Annotated in this window: 10 protein-coding genes and 1 pseudogene; 3 read left to right on the top strand and 8 right to left on the bottom strand. The window is 75.6% G+C overall.

What is annotated here, in order from left to right:
* Nucleotides 1-107: 107 nt before the first annotated feature.
* Genes NRO40_RS01615 through NRO40_RS01605 form a run of 3 tightly spaced genes read right to left on the bottom strand, consistent with a single transcriptional unit; the run spans nt 108 to nt 4,700 of the window.
* Nucleotides 108-1,118, bottom strand: a complete 1,011-nt coding sequence (locus NRO40_RS01615; RefSeq protein ID WP_257375310.1) for a serine/threonine-protein kinase — start codon at nt 1,116-1,118, stop codon at nt 108-110.
* A complete protein-coding gene (locus NRO40_RS30730; protein ID WP_198549473.1) occupies nt 1,118-2,143 on the bottom strand; it encodes a hypothetical protein in 1,026 nt (341 codons plus the stop codon). The genes NRO40_RS01615 and NRO40_RS30730 overlap by 1 nt, the downstream gene beginning before the upstream one ends.
* A gap of 7 nt (nt 2,144-2,150) precedes the next feature.
* Nucleotides 2,151-4,700, bottom strand: a complete 2,550-nt coding sequence (locus tag NRO40_RS01605) for an FHA domain-containing protein (protein ID WP_058945108.1) — start codon at nt 4,698-4,700, stop codon at nt 2,151-2,153.
* A gap of 106 nt (nt 4,701-4,806) precedes the next feature.
* Between NRO40_RS01605 and NRO40_RS01600 the strand changes: the two genes are divergently transcribed.
* Nucleotides 4,807-5,697: an SDR family oxidoreductase gene (locus tag NRO40_RS01600; RefSeq protein ID WP_058945109.1), complete on the top strand. Its 891-nt coding sequence runs from the start codon at nt 4,807-4,809 to the stop codon at nt 5,695-5,697.
* Nucleotides 5,698-5,842: 145 nt separating this feature from the next.
* Here NRO40_RS01600 and NRO40_RS01595 read toward each other — a convergent pair whose 3' ends face one another.
* The gene (locus NRO40_RS01595) at nt 5,843-6,901 is read right to left on the bottom strand and encodes a YihY/virulence factor BrkB family protein (RefSeq protein WP_079047512.1); all 1,059 of its coding nucleotides are present in this window, start codon (nt 6,899-6,901) and stop codon (nt 5,843-5,845) included.
* 80 nt (nt 6,902-6,981) lie between these two features.
* Between NRO40_RS01595 and NRO40_RS01590 the strand changes: the two genes are divergently transcribed.
* Entirely contained in the window at nt 6,982-8,373 is a 1,392-nt protein-coding gene (locus NRO40_RS01590) for an NADP-dependent succinic semialdehyde dehydrogenase (RefSeq protein ID WP_058945110.1), read from the top strand.
* 149 nt (nt 8,374-8,522) lie between these two features.
* Here the strand turns inward: NRO40_RS01590 and NRO40_RS01585 are convergent.
* Both NRO40_RS01585 and NRO40_RS01580 read right to left on the bottom strand, forming a co-directional pair.
* Nucleotides 8,523-9,505 (bottom strand): annotated as a pseudogene (locus tag NRO40_RS01585) (glutathione S-transferase family protein).
* 302 nt (nt 9,506-9,807) lie between these two features.
* Nucleotides 9,808-10,632 carry an MmyB family transcriptional regulator gene (locus tag NRO40_RS01580; RefSeq protein ID WP_079047514.1) on the bottom strand — a complete coding sequence of 275 codons (825 nt, stop codon included), beginning with the start codon at nt 10,630-10,632 and terminating at the stop codon, nt 9,808-9,810.
* Between the two features lie 486 nt (nt 10,633-11,118).
* Here NRO40_RS01580 and NRO40_RS01575 point away from each other — a divergent pair, with 486 nt between their 5' ends.
* The gene (locus NRO40_RS01575) at nt 11,119-12,039 is read left to right on the top strand and encodes a TrmB family transcriptional regulator sugar-binding domain-containing protein (RefSeq protein WP_157901948.1); all 921 of its coding nucleotides are present in this window, start codon (nt 11,119-11,121) and stop codon (nt 12,037-12,039) included.
* Nucleotides 12,040-12,415: 376 nt separating this feature from the next.
* Here the strand turns inward: NRO40_RS01575 and NRO40_RS01570 are convergent, their stop codons facing one another.
* Both NRO40_RS01570 and NRO40_RS01565 read right to left on the bottom strand, forming a co-directional pair.
* Nucleotides 12,416-13,435, bottom strand: a complete 1,020-nt coding sequence (locus NRO40_RS01570; RefSeq protein ID WP_058945115.1) for a PHP domain-containing protein — start codon at nt 13,433-13,435, stop codon at nt 12,416-12,418.
* Between the two features lie 8 nt (nt 13,436-13,443).
* Nucleotides 13,444-15,537: a SpoIIE family protein phosphatase gene (locus tag NRO40_RS01565; RefSeq protein ID WP_058945112.1), complete on the bottom strand. Its 2,094-nt coding sequence runs from the start codon at nt 15,535-15,537 to the stop codon at nt 13,444-13,446.
* Nucleotides 15,538-15,620 lie beyond the last annotated feature (83 nt).

Raw genomic sequence — 15,620 nt, 5'->3', positions numbered from 1 at the left:
GCCACACGCCCCGCCCGCCCGGCCCGGCCCACGCCCCCGCTCGGGCGCCGCTCACCCGCCGGGGCCGCCGCTCCCCGCCCGCGGCCCCGGCCCGGGCGCCGCGCCGTTCACCGCGGTGGGCCGCCGCCGCGGAACACCGGCAGCGCCCACTCCGGTGGCGCCGGCGGCGGGGGCGGCGGCCCGGCGGGCGGCGTCCCGCCCGGAAGGCTCCGCGCGCGGTCGCCCCCGCCGCCCGGCCGCTGCTCCAGCGCCACCCGCCGCAGTTCGGTCACGAACCTCAGACACGAGGCGTACCGGTCGTCCGGGGCCTTCGCCAGTGCCTTGGCGAGCACGTCGTCCACGCCCGGCGCCAGGCCCGGGCGCTCCCCGCTCAGCGGCGGCGGCGGGTCGTACTGGTGCGCCCACAGCAGCGCCATGTCGTCGTCCCGGCGGAACGGCGGGGCGCCCGCCAGCGTCTCGTACACCACGCACCCGAGGCTGTACACGTCGCATCGGCCGTCGACCGGCCGCCCGGAGATCTGCTCCGGCGCCACGTAGTCGAGGGTCCCGACGAACTGGCCCACGCTGGTGAAGCCGGTCAGCGACAGGGACTTCTTCGTCAGCCCGAAGTCCGTGAGGTACACGTGCTCGGGCCGGTCGCTGTCCGTGCCCTCGGCGACGAGGACGTTGCCCGGCTTGACGTCCCGGTGCACCAGGTCGTGGGCGTGCGCCGCGTCCAGCGCCGAGGCCACCTGCACCGCGATGCGCACCGCGGCGGCGACCGGCAGCGGGCCGGTGCGGTCCAGCAGCGCCCGCAGGTCCTGCCCGGGGACGTAGCGCATCGCGATGTACAGCAGCCCCTCCGTCTCGCCCGCCTCGAAGACCGGCACGATGTTCGGGTGGTCGATGGCGGCGGCCACGCGCGACTCGTGCGCGAACCGCCGGCGGAACGTGTCGTTGCGCGCCAGTTCCGGCGCGAGGAGCTTCAGCGCCACCGTCCGGCCGAGCCGCAGGTCCGTCGCCCGGTACACCACGGCCATGCCGCCGCGGCCGATCTCCGCCTCGATCCGGTACTCGGCGACCTGCCGGCCCACGAGCCCCGAGGCCCGCCCGGCGGGCAGCCCCGCGTCCGGGTCCATCAGCCGTCACCCGCCGGCGCGTCCCCGCCCCCGGCGCCCGGCGCGCGCCCGGGAGGCCGGGCGACCGCCCGGGTGGGCTGGGCCGCCGACGGATCCACCGACCGGTCCGCCGGGTCCCGCGCGCGCCGACCCTGCGCCTCCGGCCCGGGCGCGTACGCACCGTCGGCGCCGTACGTACCGTCGGTACTGTCCTTACCGTCCGAGCCGTCCTTACCGTCCGAGCCGTCCGAGCCGTCCGAGCCGGCGCTGGGGTCCGGGCCGTGCCGGCCGTCCGGGTCGTCGGGGGTGCCCGGTCCGGTGATGCGGACGGGGCCTCCGGCGCCGCCCGGCCCCTCGGGCAGCGGCACCACCTGCGTCGGTTCGGGCGCGGCACCGGGCACCGCCGGGCCGGTCGCCACCACGCGGGTCGGCTCGTGACCGGCGCCCGGCCCGGGCGCCGCGCCCACCGCCGGCACGCCCGGCGGCGGGGTCACCGGCGGGCTCGCCGGCCGGGCCACCGAGGGGGTGAGCGACGGGGCGGCCGCCCCGGCGTACTCGGCGAGCCGGGAGCCGTCGCAGTACAGCCAGCGCTCGTGCCCGGCGTCGTACAGCCACATCGCCTCGCCGTCGACGACCACCCCGATCCGCAGCCCGCCCGTGTTCCGCCGGAACCGCTCGCCGTCCGAGCGGCCCGCGGCCAGGTCCTCGACGGCCCGCCGGTACCGGCCCAGCGACTCCTCCGCCCGGGTGAGCAGCGGCCGCGGATCGGCGGCGCGGGCGGTGTCGCGCGCCGCCGCGGGCGGGTCCTCCGGCACGGACACCAGCAGCCGCCCGTCCACCCACGCCGCCCAGCCGTTGGCGCACAGGACCCGCGCCCAGTCGCCCGTGCGCTCCAGGAGCCGCACCGGCAGGAACGGATCGAGCGGTACCGTCGGGCGGGCCGTGTCCGGCGACTCCCACGTCGCCATCCCGTGGCGCGGCACCACGTGCGTAGGGCGGAAGTCCCGGACGGCCGGCTCGTCGGCGGGGACGGCGGCAGAGGCCATGGGGCGCCTACTTTCGCATGATCACCGGTTCGTGGCGGCGCAGCAGCCGCACCACCACGAAGCCGAGGACGACGGCGAGCGCCACGAGCGCGCCCATGTCGAGGAGCCAGGCCGACAGCGTGTGGTCGAACAGCGGGTCCTGGGCCCGCTCGCCCGGCACCGTCGCCCCGAGGTCGACCGTCGCCGCCATCGCGGCGAACGCCCACCGGGAGGGCACCAGCCACGCCAGCTGCTCCAGGACGGGCGTGCCGCGCACCGACAGCAGCGCCCCGCAGAAGACCACCTGCACGATCGCGAGGAGGACCAGCAGCGGCATGGTGACCTCCTCCTTGCGCACCAGGGCGGAGACGAAGAGGCCGAGCATCATCGCCGTGAACGACAGCGCCGCCACGGCCACCGCCACCTCCACGAGCGGCGGCAACAGCACACCGCGCCCGTCGGGCACGCCCATCGGCACGCCGACGAGCGCGACCAGCGTCAGCACGACGGCCTGCACGACCGTGACCAGCCCGAGCACGGTCACCTTCGACATCAGGTACGCCGACCGGGACAGGCCGACGGCCCGTTCCCTCCGGTAGATGGTCCGCTCCTTCACCAGCTCCCGCACGGCGTTGGCCGCGCCGGTCAGCACGCCGCCCACGCACAGGATGAGCAGCACGTTCAGCGTGGACTCCGCACCGAGCCGCCCCTCGGACAGCGCCCGGGCCATCGCGCCCATCACGAACGGCAGCGCCACCATGATCGCCAGGAATGTGCGGTCGGCGCTCAACGCGGCCGCGTACCGCCGCACGAGGGTGCGCCACTGGGCGCCCCAGCTCTGCGGCTTGGGCGGCGGCGCCGGGGGCGGCGCGGCCGCTCCGGGGGAGTCCGGGACGGGGCGCCGCATCGCGGCCTCGACGTACCGCTCGTGGTACGCGGAGGCGCGGAACCTCCCCGCCCAGTCCTGCTCCCGGTCGTTCTCGAACGCCTCGAACGCCTCCGGCCACTGTGCGCAGCCGAAGTAGTCGAGCGCCTCGCCGGGCGGCCCGTAGTAGGCGATCCGGCCGCCCGGCGCGAGGACGAGCAGCCGGTCGCAGACGTCCAGGCTGAGCACGCTGTGGGTGACGACGACGACGGTCCGCCCGTCGTCGGCGAGCCCGCGCAGCATGTGCATCACCGACCGGTCCATGCCCGGGTCCAGGCCGGACGTCGGCTCGTCGAGGAAGAGCAGCGACGGCTTGGTGAGCAGCTCCAGGGCGACGCTCACCCGTTTGCGCTGGCCGCCCGAGAGGCTGTGCACGGGTTGCCCGGCCCGCTGGTCCAGGCCCAGTTCGCGCATCACCTCGTCGACCCTGGCCCGGCGTTCGGCCGGGCGGGTGTCCTGCGGGAAGCGGAGCTCCGCCGCGTACCCGAGGGCGCGCCGCACGGTCAGCTGGAGGTGCAGGATGTCGTCCTGCGGGACGAGGCCGATGCGCTGGCGCAGCTCGGCGTACTGCCGGTACAGGTCCCGCCCGTCGTACAGGACGGTGCCCCGGTCGGCGGGGCGCAGCCCGGTCAGGGCGTTCAGCAGCGTCGACTTCCCCGCGCCGCTGGGGCCGACCACGCCGAGGAGGGTGCGCTCCCCGACGGGGAACGACACCCCGTCGAGCAGGGTCCTGCCGCCGTCGACGGTCACGGCCAGCTCCTGCACGTCGAGGGAGACCTCGCCGGTGTCGGTGTACTCCACCAGCCGGCCGCCGACGACGCAGTACGCCCGGTGGCCGATGCCGATGATGTCGTCGGCCGTCACGCGGGCGTCGTCGACCGGGTGGCCGTTGAGGTACGTGCCGTTGTGGCTGCCCAGGTCGTGGATGCGGTACGTGCCGTCCGGCAGCGAACGCAGTTCCGCGTGGTGCCGGGAGACCACCAGGTCGTCCACGACCACGTCGTTGTCGGCGCTGCGGCCGATGCGGACGGCCCGCGACGGCAGGGGGCGTACGGAGGTGGGGCGCCGGAAGGTGCCGGTGGCGCCCGGCAGTGAGACCGACGACGGACGGGCCGCGGACCCCGGCCGGGCGGCGCCCGGCTCCGGATGCCCCGGCTTCGGACGCCCCGGTTCGGCCGGTCCCGGCTCGGGCTCCGCGACGACGGGCCCGGGCTCGGGCCCCTCGAAGGCGGGGAGCGGCGGCGGCACCGGCGGCGGGGCGGCGGGCCGAGGCGGCGCGGGGTCGGGATCGGGCGGCACGGAGGGCGGCCCCGGCGCCGCCGCGGGCGCGTCCGCGGCGGACACCGTCGCCAGGGGCCCGTCCGCCGGGTGGCCGAACCGCAGGGTGGTGCCGGGCCCGACCTCGTGCGCGGCGCCGACCCGCGCCCCGCCGGCGAACGTGCCGTTGGTGCTGCCCTCGTCGTACACCGTCCACCGGCCGTCCTCCGGTCGGAAGACGGCGTGGTGCCAGGAGACACGGACGTCCGCCAGCGCGATGTCGCTGGCGGGGTCGCGCCCGACGCGGTAGTCGCGGTCGGGACGCAGCACCGTGAGGTGCCCGCCGACCTCGACGACCAGCTCGGGTGCGGTAGGCATGCCGGGCCGCTCTCCCATGAGGGAATTTTATCTTTCCGTCCCGGAATGCGCCTGATGCGCTGTTTGTGCGAGGGGGTCCCCGGGGAACGCGAACACGGAACCCGACACGTGACAGGAGGCCCCCGTGCCGCACGAGCAGACGCCGCGCCCCGACCCCACGACCGCCCACCCGCGTCCCGACTACCCCGAACAGCAGCAGGAGCACCCCGGCCGCACCGAGGAGATGAGCCCGCGCCCCGACCACGGCGAGGAGTCCTACCGCGGCAGCGGCCAGCTCAAGGACCGCGTCGCCCTCGTGACCGGCGGCGACTCCGGCATCGGCCGCGCCGTCTGCCTCGCCTTCGCCCGCGAGGGCGCCGACGTGCTCTTCGCGCACCTCCCGGAGGAGGCCGAGGACGCCCGGGAGACCGCCCGGCTCATCGAGGACGCGGGCCGCAAGGCCGTCGCCGTGCCGTGCGACATCCGCGACGAGGAGGCGTGCCGGGCCCTCGTCGACCGGGCCGTCACCGAGTTCGGCCGCATCGACGTGCTGGTCAACAACGCCGCCTACCAGATGGCGCAGCAGGAGGGGATCGAGGCCATCCCCACCGAGCAGTTCGACCGGGTCATGAAGACGAACCTGTACGGCATGTTCTGGATCACCAAGGCCGCCCTCCCGCACATCCCGGCGGGCGGCTGCGTCATCAACAGCGCTTCCGTCCAGGCGTACAAGCCGAGCCCGCCGCTGCTCGACTACGCCATGACCAAGGGCGCCATCGTCACCTTCACCCAGGGGCTCGCGCAGGACCTCGCCCCGCGCGGCATCCGTGTCAACGCCGTGGCGCCCGGGCCCGTGTGGACGCCGCTGATCCCGGCGACCATGCCGGACACGTCGGAGTTCGGCAAGCAGTCGCCCCTCGGGCGGGCCGCGCAGCCGGTCGAGATGGCACCCGCGTACGTCTTCCTGGCCTCGCCGGGGGCGAGCTACATCACCGGCGACATCGTCAACGCCACCGGCGGCACGCCGCTGCCCTGAGCCGGGCGTCCGGTCGTTCGCCGGACCGGTCCCGCCGGACCGGTCCGGCACGGCCGCGGTCCGGCGCCGGTGTCCCCTCGTCCGGTGTCCCCCCGTCCGGTACGGCGGGCCGGGCGGCGGGCCGGCGAGGACCGCGGATCGGGCGTCAGGCGCGCCGTCGGCCGCCGTGGCGGCGGAGCCGGTCCCTGAGCCGGTGCCCGCCGGTTCCCCCCGGACCCCCGTCGGCCTGCGCGCCGCGTTCCCGCTTCCACAGGGCGGCGCGTCCGCGGAGCCCGGACGGCCACTTCCTCGTGTCGCGCGGCTCCACGTACGGCTCCTCCGTGGGCGGCAGGCCACCGCGGATGGCCCGCTGCCGGGCCAGCTCGGCGTTGAGCTCCAGGCCCAGCAGGACCGCCAGGTTGGAGAGCCAGAGCCAGACCAGGAAGACCACCACACCGGCCAGCGTCCCGTACGTCTTGTTGTACGCGCCGAAGTTGGCGACGTACAGGGCGAGGCCGCCGGACGTCAGCAGCCACAGGAAGACCGCGAGCACGCTGCCGGGGCCGAGCCAGCGGAGACCGGGCCCCCGCACATTGGGCGCGCGCCAGTACAGCAGCGCCACCATCAGCACCACGAGCACCACCAGCACCGGCCACTTGGCGATGTCCCACGTGACCACGGCGGCCTCGCCGGCGCCGATCGCCTCCCCGGCGCGCCGCGCGACCGGCCCGGTGAAGACCACGATCACCGCGCTGACCGCCAGCAGCACCATGAGCACCAGGGTGAGGAAGACCCGCAGCGGCGTCAGCTTCCACACCGGCCGGCCCTCCGGCAGGTCGTACACGGTGTTGGCCGCGCGGATGAACGCCGCCACGTACCCCGACGCCGACCAGACGGCCGCCACCAGGCCCACGATCGCCATGACCCCGCTCGTGGACCCGCTGCCCTGCAACTGCCGTACCGCGTCGCTCAGCAGGTCCCGCACGGCGCCGGGCGCCAGCCCGCCCAGGTTGTCCAGTACCGACCGGGTGGCCGAGTCGCCGACCACGCCCAGCAGGGAGACCATAACGAGCAGGGCGGGGAAGACCGACAGGACGCCGTAGTAGGTCAGCGCGGCGGCCCGGTCGGGCAGCTCGTCGTCGAAGAACTCCTTGGCCGTGCGCTTGAGTACCGTTCGCCACGAGCGGGCGGACAGGTCCGCCGGCCCTCCGCCAGGGTTCGTCATACGGGCAAGGGTTACCCGGTACGGGTAGCTCAACCAGGCCGCCGGCGGCTGCCGCGCGGCCGTGACGAGAGAGGACCTCCATGCCCATCGCGACGGTGAACCCCGCGACCGGTGAGACGCTCGAGACCTTCCGGCCGCTCGGACCCGACGGGATCGAGGAGCGGCTGGCCGCCGCCGACCGCGCGTTCCGCGCCTACCGCACCACCGGCTTCCCCGAACGCGCGGCGCTGCTGCGCCGTGCGGCCGACCTGCTGGAGGCGGACGTGCCGGAGATCGCCCGGACCGTCACCACCGAGATGGGCAAACCGGTGACGGCGGCCCGTGCCGAGGCGGCCAAGTGCGTCAAGGCCATGCGCTGGTACGCCGACCGCGCCGAGGAACTCCTCGCCGACGAGCGGCCCGACGACGCGGACGTGCGCGACGCGGGGGCGACCGCCGCCCGGGTGCACTACCGGCCGCTCGGCCCCGTCCTGGCCGTCATGCCGTGGAACTTCCCGCTGTGGCAGGTCGTGCGGTTCGCCGCGCCCGCCCTGATGGCCGGCAACACCGGGCTGCTGAAGCACGCGTCGAACGTCCCTCGCACGGCCCTGTACCTGGAGGAGCTGTTCCGCAGGGCGGGCTACCCCGAGGGGGTCTTCCAGACGCTGCTCACCGGTTCCGACGCCGTCGAGGGCGTCCTGCGCGACCCGCGCGTCGCCGCGGCCACCCTCACCGGCAGCGAGGCCGCGGGCCGCGCCGTCGCCGCCGTCGCGGGCGACGAGGTGAAGAAGACGGTGCTGGAGCTGGGCGGCAGCGACCCCTACCTCGTCCTGCCCTCGGCCGACATCGCCCGCGCGGCCGCGACGGCCGTCACGGCCCGCGCCCAGAACAACGGCCAGTCGTGCATCGCCGCGAAGCGCTTCATCGTGCACACGGACGTCTACGACGACTTCGTGGAGCGGTTCACCGCCGGGATGGCCGCCCTGGAGGTGGGCGACCCGCTGGAGGAGTCCACCGAGGTCGGCCCGCTCGCCACCGAGCGCGGGCGCGCGGACCTGGAGGAACTGGTCGACGACGCCGTGGGGCGCGGCGCCGAGGCCCGCTGCGGGGGCCGCCGCCCGCGGGACCTGGAGCGGGGCTGGTACTACGAGCCGACGGTCCTCACCGGCGTGACGCCCGCCATGCGCGTCCACCAGGAGGAGACGTTCGGACCGGTCGCCGCCGTCTACCGCGCCGAGGACCTGGACGAGGCGCTGCGCATCGCCAACGACTCGCCGTTCGGGCTGAGCTCCAACGTCTGGACGAGGGACGAGGCCGAGGTGGCGCACTGCGTGCGCGAGCTGGAGGCGGGCGGCGTCTTCGTCAACGGGATGACCGCCTCGCACCCGGCGCTGCCGTTCGGCGGGGTCAAGCGGTCCGGGTACGGCCGTGAGCTGGCGGGCCACGGCATCAAGGAGTTCTGCAACGCCACGACGGTCTGGCAGGCGGACTGACCCCCGCCGGACGGCAGACGGCGCCGACGGCCGGACGGCGCCGAGGGCCCGCGGGGCGGTCACCCGACGGTGGCCGCCCCCCGCCGACCCTGTGAGGCCCGGACCTCCGCCGCCCTCACGGCGGTCGGGCCGCAGCGGAGGGCCGGACCTCACAGGGGTACGACCACCTCGTCCGACGGGGGCGGCGGGGGAGGGGCCCGTCGCCGAAGGGCCGGCCGCCCAGTTCCTCGCGGTGGTGCGGGGAGCGCCAGCCCCGCAGGTCCGGTCCGCGCGGCACGATCCCCGTGGGGTTGATGTGCTCGTGCACCCGGTAGTAGTGGCGTTTGATGTGGTCGAAGTCCACGGTGTCGCCGAACCCGGGCGTCTGGAACAGGTCCCGCGCGTAGGCCCACAGCACCGGGTCCTCGGTCAGCTTGGTGCGGTTGCACTTGAAGTGCCCGTGGTACACGGCGTCGAACCGGACCAGCGTCGTGAACAGCCGTACGTCGGCCTCCGTGAGGGTGTCGCCGACCAGGTAGCGGCGGGTCGCCAGGTGGTCCGAGAGCTGGTCGAGCCGCGCGAACAGCCGGGCGTACGCCTCGTCGTAGGCGTCCTGCTCCGTGGCGAACCCGGCCTCGTAGACGGCGTTGTTGACGTCCCGGAAGATGTCGTCCATGAGCGCGTCGATCTCGTCGCGCAGGTGCTCGGGGTACAGATCGGGGGCGCCCGGCCGGTGCAGCGCGGTCCACTCCGTCTCCAGGTCGAGGGTGAGGCGCTGGTAGTCGTTGGTGACGAGGCGGCCGCTCGGCACGTCCACGACCGCCGGGACGCTCACGGCCTCCGCCCGCTCCGGGTCGCGGGCCTCGTACGCCTCGGCCAGGTACCGGATGCCCAGCACCGGGTCGCGTCCGTCGGGGTCGAGCGTGAACCGCCAGCTCCGGTCGTCCTGCACCGGGTCCGCGACGCCGAGCGACAGGGCCTCCTCCAGCCCGAGCAGCCGCCGCACCACCAGCGACCGGCTCGCCCAGGGGCAGGCGCGGCTCACCACCAGCCGGTAGCGTCCCGCCTCCACGGGCCAGCCGTCCTCGCCGTCTGCCGTGATGCGGTCGGTGAAGCGCCCGGGGGCGCGCCGGAACCGTCCCTCGTCTGCCATGCACCGCGGGTACCCGTCCCGCACGGCCCGAAGCCGCCCGGTCCCGCCCGGGAGCCGGCCCGGGGCCGGCCGGAAGGTGCCCGAGGACCCGCCGCACTCTCCCGGGCCGGCCGCACCTCCCGGACCCTGGGCCGAAGCCGAAGCCGAAGCCGAAGCCGAAGCCGAAGCCGAAGTCGAAGTCGAACCCAGCCGAGTCGAGCCAGGTCGGTGCGATCCGCACCGCCGAACCGCACCGAACCGCACGGCACTGCACCGCACCAATCCGGGCCGGCCGGGCGGGCGGGCCGGTCGTGAGCCCCCCGTCAGCCCCTGGCCCGCAGGGGCCGCAGCCGTCCCCCGGAGTGGTGCTCCCCGGCGCGGAACGGCAGGATCAGCAGCCGGGCGCGGGGCGCCGCCATGGGCTGCGCGGCGCACACGGTGATCCACCCGGGACCGTGCTCGGCGTGGTGCACCGGGCGCTCGCTCCCGTCGGGGTGGACGTACGCCCTCGCGGACTCGTACACGCGCGCGGCCGGCGGGTCGTCGAGCACCTCCTTCTCGATGCCGCACAGCGTCGGGTCCTCCGGGTCCGCCGCGATGGCGGCGCGCAGCTGTGGCAGGACGAGCGGCGCCCACGAGGTCTCCCAGTGCCGCAGCACCGACCGGGCCTCCGGCTCGACCGTCATCCACCGCATCACGTTGGCCGGCACCCGGCGGCCGGGAAAGAGCGCGGCGAACGGCTCGTTGTACGCCAGCAGGTTCCACGACCGATCACTGATGTACGCCATGTGGGTGACGCCGTCGAGGGCAAGTTGCCACGTGCCGGGGACCGCCTCGCCGGCCCGCGCGTTCAGCGGGTGCGGCGGGTCCTGGCCGAGGGCGTACCGCCACAGGGCCACCCACTCGTGCTCGTTCATGCCGAGCAGCCGCGCCACGTCCTCCAGCAGGTCCACCGGCGGGTTGGCGTACCGGCCCGACTCCAGGCGGCCGTACGTGTCCGGCGCCCGGTGCAGCAGCTGGTCGATCTGCGCCTGCGACAGGCCCGGGGCCCGCCGGCCCTGCCGGGCGGGGCGCGACAGCCCATGGCTCTCAGGTGCGATCAGGGCACGGCGCTCCCGCAGCAGGAAACGCAGGGCGACCTTGTCCAAGACGGGTCCCTCCCCCAGAGGGACGGCCGCCCGGTGGTCGTCGGTCGGCGGCCGTCGCGGCGAACGGTGTGGCGGTTCAGCGGTGCGGCGCCGGTTCCGGTGCGTGGGCTGCCGGGCCGTGGGCGGTCGGGGGGTGGCGGGTGGCGGGGGCGGGAGCGGGGCGTTGCATCGGGGGGCGTCCGTTCATGGGCATGCGGAAGGGACGGCACCCACCACCGCCCTCCACGGGGCGCGGGGCGTGGGCAGCCGCACCGGTACGCTGACCCGTCGTGCGCCGGCGATCAAGTGCCCACGTGGTGCGTACCTGCGCACGGCGCACACACGCAGTCGCGAACGGGGGCAGAGATGGGCGAAAGGGATGGTACGGCTCACCCGGCGGGTCCGTTGTCAGAGGCCGCCAGAGCGCTCTACGCGCGGGTCACCCGGGGGGAGCCCGTCGGGCCGGGGGATGCCGACGCGCTGGCCGAACTGGTCGGGTGGCGGCTCGTGACCGTCGACCCGGACGGGCCCGGCCCGCCGATCGCCCTGGATCCGCAGGAGGCCGGCCGCCGCAGGCTCGACGAGGAACTGCGCGACATGGCCGCCCGCGCCGCCCGGATCGCCGCCATCCCCGGCGTCAGCGACGAGCTGGGCCTGCACTTCGAGCGGGCCAAGTGGCGCGCCGGCAGCGGCAGCGAGTTCCTCGCCGGCCGGGAGCAGGTGTCCGCGCGCATCGGGGAGGCGGTGGACCGGGCGGAGAGCGAGGTCCTCACGGCGCTGCCCGCCGGGCCCGCCTGCCCCGACCTCCTCGACGACGCCACCGTCCGCGCCTCCCGCGCGCTCGCCCGCGGCGTGCGCCTGCGGACCCTGTTCGGCGACGGCGTGCGCGACGACGCGGCGGCCCGCGCCTGGGCCAGCGTCATGTCCGGGCGGGGGACGCGTTTCCGCACCCTCCTCGCCCCGTTCCAGCGGTGCGTCATCGTCGACCGGCGCCAGGCGTTCATCTCCGACCACGTCGTCGGGGGCGACCCCGAGCGGACCGCCTGGCACGTCATGGACCGGGCGTTCGTCGCCTTCGTCGCGGAGGGGTTCGAGGACGCGTGGCGCCGCGCGGACGTCTGGCACGGCGACCCGCGCCGCGCCGCGACCGACGACGGCACCGGTGCGCTGACGGACCGCCAGCGCGAGATCCTCATCGACACGGCCGCCGGCGTGGACCAGCGCATCACCGCCCGCCGGCTCAACATCGGCCTGCGCACCCTCACCAAGGAGCTGGGCCGGCTCCGCGCCCGCTGGGGCGCCACCACCCTCGCCGCCCTCGCCTACCAGTGGGCCCTCTCCCCGGAGCGCCTGGGGGCGGCCGACACCGGTGGGGCGGGCGGTGACCAGGGCGAACGGGGGGACGGGAGCGGCGACCCGACCGGGTGACCCCACGCGCCCGGTCGGTTTTTAAATGAAAAAGCATCAGAGGAAAAACGGGCCGGGGCTGCTGCATCCTGGAGGAGGTCGGGAGGTCAACCGGCCCTTCGAGGAGCGCCGAGACTCCACGGAGCCGTTATTACGGGGGTCGTTATCCGCGCCTCATGCCAGAACCGGGCAGAGCAGGGCACGGGCAGCGTGTCCTGCCGGGCATCGTGCGGATACCGCAAGGTCACTGCCAGGGCCTTCCGGACGCAAAACCGATCCTCTCGGTACGTCCCCCGTGATACGGCCTCCCCCTCGGCGCCCGCGCCCGCCCCGGCCCCGCAGTGCGCGTCCGTTCCGTCGTACGCCCCGGCCCCGCTGTACGCCCCGGTCCCGCGCCTCACACGGGTGGTGTCCGGGTCCGCGTCCACTCCAGGAGCTCCGCCGCCGACCAGGTGGTGACCACCCGCTCGGCCGGGACGCCGCACTCCTCCGCCCGCGCGCACCCGAGGATCTGCCAGTCCAGCTGCCCCGGCGCGTGGGCGTCCGTGTCGATCGCGAAGTACGCCCCCGACGCCACCGCGAGGCGCAGGAGGCGACGCGGCGGGTCGAGCCGCTCCGGGCGGCTGTTGATCTCCACCGCGGTACCGGCCTCAGCGCACGCCGCGAAGACCCGCTCCGCGTCGAACTCCGACTCCGGCCGGCGCCCCGACACCAACCGTCCCGTGCAGTGCCCCAGCACGTCCACCAGCGGGTCGGAGACGGCCCGCACCATCCGCCGGGTCATCGCCGGCGCGTCCATCCGCAGCTTCGAGTGGACCGACGCCACCACCACGTCCAGCCGGTCGAGCAACTCCGGTTCCTGGTCCAGCGACCCGTCGGGCAGGATGTCGCACTCGATCCCCGTCAGCAGCCGGAACGGCGCCCAGCGCGCGTTCAGCTCGGCGACCACGTCGAGCTGTTCGCGCAGTCGCTCGGCCGACAGGCCGCGCGCCACGGTCAGCCGGGGCGAGTGATCCGTCAGGACCGCCCACTCGTGACCGAGCCCCGCCGCGGTACGCCCCATCTCCTCGATCGGGCTGCCGCCGTCCGACCAGTCCGAGTGCAGGTGGCAGTCGCCCCGCAGCAGGGCCCGCAGCTCCGCGCCGGCCCCGCTCGCCGGCCGCTCCGCCTCCTCCTCCAGCCGCCGCAGGTAGGCGGGCACCTCCCCGTCCAGCGCCTCGCGCACCACCTGCGCCGTCTTCGGGCCGATCCCCCGCAGCGCCTCCAGCGTCCCGGCCCGCGCCCGCTCGGCCACCTCCCGCGCGTCCAGCGCGCGCAGCGCCCCCGCCGCCGTGCGGAAGGCCCGCACCCGGTACGAGGGGGCCAGTGACCGCTCCAGCAGGAAGGCGATCCGTTCCAGCGCCTCCACCGGCTCCACCCGTTCCATCACGGCACCACCCTCGCGCCGTCCCGCCCGGCGACCGGGCCGATCTCGCACCACACGGCCTTGCCCTCGCCCCGCGGCTCCACCCCCCAGCGCGCCGCCAGCGCGTCGAGCAGCAGCAGCCCCCGCCCCGACGTCGCCGCCTCACCCGGGGTGCGCCGCCGGGGCCAGGCGCTGGACCGGTCCTGGACCGCCAGCCGCACGCGGCGCACCGGCTCCGGCAGGACCTCCAGGGTGAGCACCGCGCCGCCCTCGGTGTGCAGCAGCACGTTGCCCAGCAGCTCGCCGGTGAGCAGCTCCGCGTCGTCGGCGTACTCCCGCATCCCCCAGTCGCGCAGCGCCCGCCGCACCACCGCCCGTGCCTCCGAGAGCCCCTCCGGGTCGGCCTGGTGGATGTACTGGTGGATGCGCGGGGCCCGCGTCGTCCCCGGGTCCGGGCTGCGCCGCAGCACCAGCAGCGCCACGTCGTCACCCGCGCCCCACCGTTCCCAGAACCGCTGCGACAGGTGGTCGGCGAGCGCCTCCGCGCCCGGCGGACCCGCGCCGATCGCCTCCGCCAGCGCCTCCATGCCCTGCCCGATGTCCGTGCCCGGCTCCTCGACGAGGCCGTCGGTGCACATCACCAGCGTCTCGCCCGGCACGAGGTCGAGCCGTGTCTCGGGGTACTCCTCGTCCCCGAAGACCGACGCGATGCCGAGCGGCAGCCCGCCCTGGAGCTTCGGCGACCCGACGCGGCCGTCGGTGTGCCGGATCAGCGGCCCCAGGTGCCCCGCCCGTACCGCACGGGCGGTGCCGCTGCCCAGGTCGACCTGGGCGTACGTGCAGGTCGCGAACCGCTCCGTGTCCAGCTCGGCCAGGAAGCGGGAGGCCCGGGCGAGCACCGTCGACGGCGCGTGGCCCTCACCGGCGTACGCCCGCAGCGCGATGCGCAGCTGACCCATGATCGCCGCCGCGTGGGTGTCGTGGCCCTGTACGTCCCCGACGACGATCCCGACGCGTCCCTTCGGCAGCGGGATGACGTCGTACCAGTCGCCGCCGACCTGTCGGCCGCTCCACGCGGCGTGGTACCGCACCGCGATCTCGCCGCCGCGGATCTCCGGGATGCGGCGCGGCAGCATCGTCGCCTGGAGGCCCGTGGCGAGCTCCCGCTCCTCGTCGAAGAGGATGGCCCGCTGGAGCGACTGGGCGACGATCGCCGCGAGGCCCAGCGTGAGGTTCCGCTCGTCGGCGGTGAACGTCGTGTGCCGCCGGTACAGCAGGGCCATGCCGCCCAGCGTGCGCGCCTGCGCGACCAGCGGCAGGTACGCCGCCGCCCGGAACGGCAGCCGCCCGGCGTGCGGGGCGAGCAGGGGATAGCCCTGGATCAGCTCCTGGAAGGCGCTCGTGAACAGCGGCCGTCCGCTCAGCACGGTCTCGTGCAGCGGGAGCCCCTCCTCCAGGCGGCGCAACCGCAGGTCGTCCAGGACGTCGAGGGACTCCCCGCTCAACGCGATGATGTTCAGCGAGCCGTTCTCCACCAGACCCAGCGCCAACCCGTCGGCGCCCAGCCGCGCGAGCCCCCCGGGCCCGGTGAGCGCCGCCGTCACGTCGTCCACGGTCACCGCCCGCGACAGCGCGCGCGTCGACCGCTCCACCATGTCGGTCTGGCGCTTGCGGCGCTTCTCCAGCTCCCGCACGAACTCGGAGTGGGTGACCTCGGAGGTCGCGTCGCGGACGATCCCGACGATCCGGTGCGCCCGGCCGTCGCGGGTCCGCAGGATGCGCGCCTGCACGTGCGTCCACTGCTCGGAGCCGTCGTCGCGCTCCAGCCGGAAGTACGCGGCGTACGAGGACCGGCCGCTGGTCAGGGCGTCGCGGATCACGGTGTCCAGCCGCTCCCGCTCCGGCTGGTCGAGCCGGCGCACCAGGGTCGCCGGCCGCGCGTCGAACGTCTCGGGCGCCTGCCCGAACACCAGCAACCCGGCGTCGTCCACGTCGATGGTGCCCGCGTCCACGTCCCAGTCGAAGCTGCCGGTGCGGTTCATGGCGAGCCGCTCGGTCGGCTGGATCTCGCCGCCGTGCTCCCGCTCCGCGCCGAGTGCCCGGTTGTCCGTCATCCCCCTCATTGTCGAGCCCGGCCCCGGCGAACGCCAAGGCATCGGTGGGCGCGTCGGGCCGACCGGGTGGCGGACGCTCCCGG

This window comes from Streptomyces changanensis (genome assembly GCF_024600715.1).
Taxonomy (GTDB): domain Bacteria; phylum Actinomycetota; class Actinomycetes; order Streptomycetales; family Streptomycetaceae; genus Streptomyces; species Streptomyces changanensis.
Note: the sequence above shows the minus strand (reverse complement) of the source record. Positions and strands in the feature narration are given on the sequence as shown.

Bases quoted from the DNA above. Each gene is read 5' to 3' on its own strand.
- NRO40_RS01615 (WP_257375310.1), bottom strand. From the start codon at position 1,118: ATGGACCCGGACGCGGGGCTGCCCGCCGGGCGGGCCTCGGGGCTCGTG.
- NRO40_RS30730 (WP_198549473.1), bottom strand. From the start codon at position 2,143: ATGGCCTCTGCCGCCGTCCCCGCCGACGAGCCGGCCGTCCGGGACTTC.
- NRO40_RS01605 (WP_058945108.1), bottom strand. From the start codon at position 4,700: ATGGGAGAGCGGCCCGGCATGCCTACCGCACCCGAGCTGGTCGTCGAG.
- NRO40_RS01595 (WP_079047512.1), bottom strand. From the start codon at position 6,901: ATGACGAACCCTGGCGGAGGGCCGGCGGACCTGTCCGCCCGCTCGTGG.
- NRO40_RS01590 (WP_058945110.1), top strand. From the start codon at position 6,982: ATGCCCATCGCGACGGTGAACCCCGCGACCGGTGAGACGCTCGAGACC.
- NRO40_RS01565 (WP_058945112.1), bottom strand. From the start codon at position 15,537: ATGACGGACAACCGGGCACTCGGCGCGGAGCGGGAGCACGGCGGCGAG.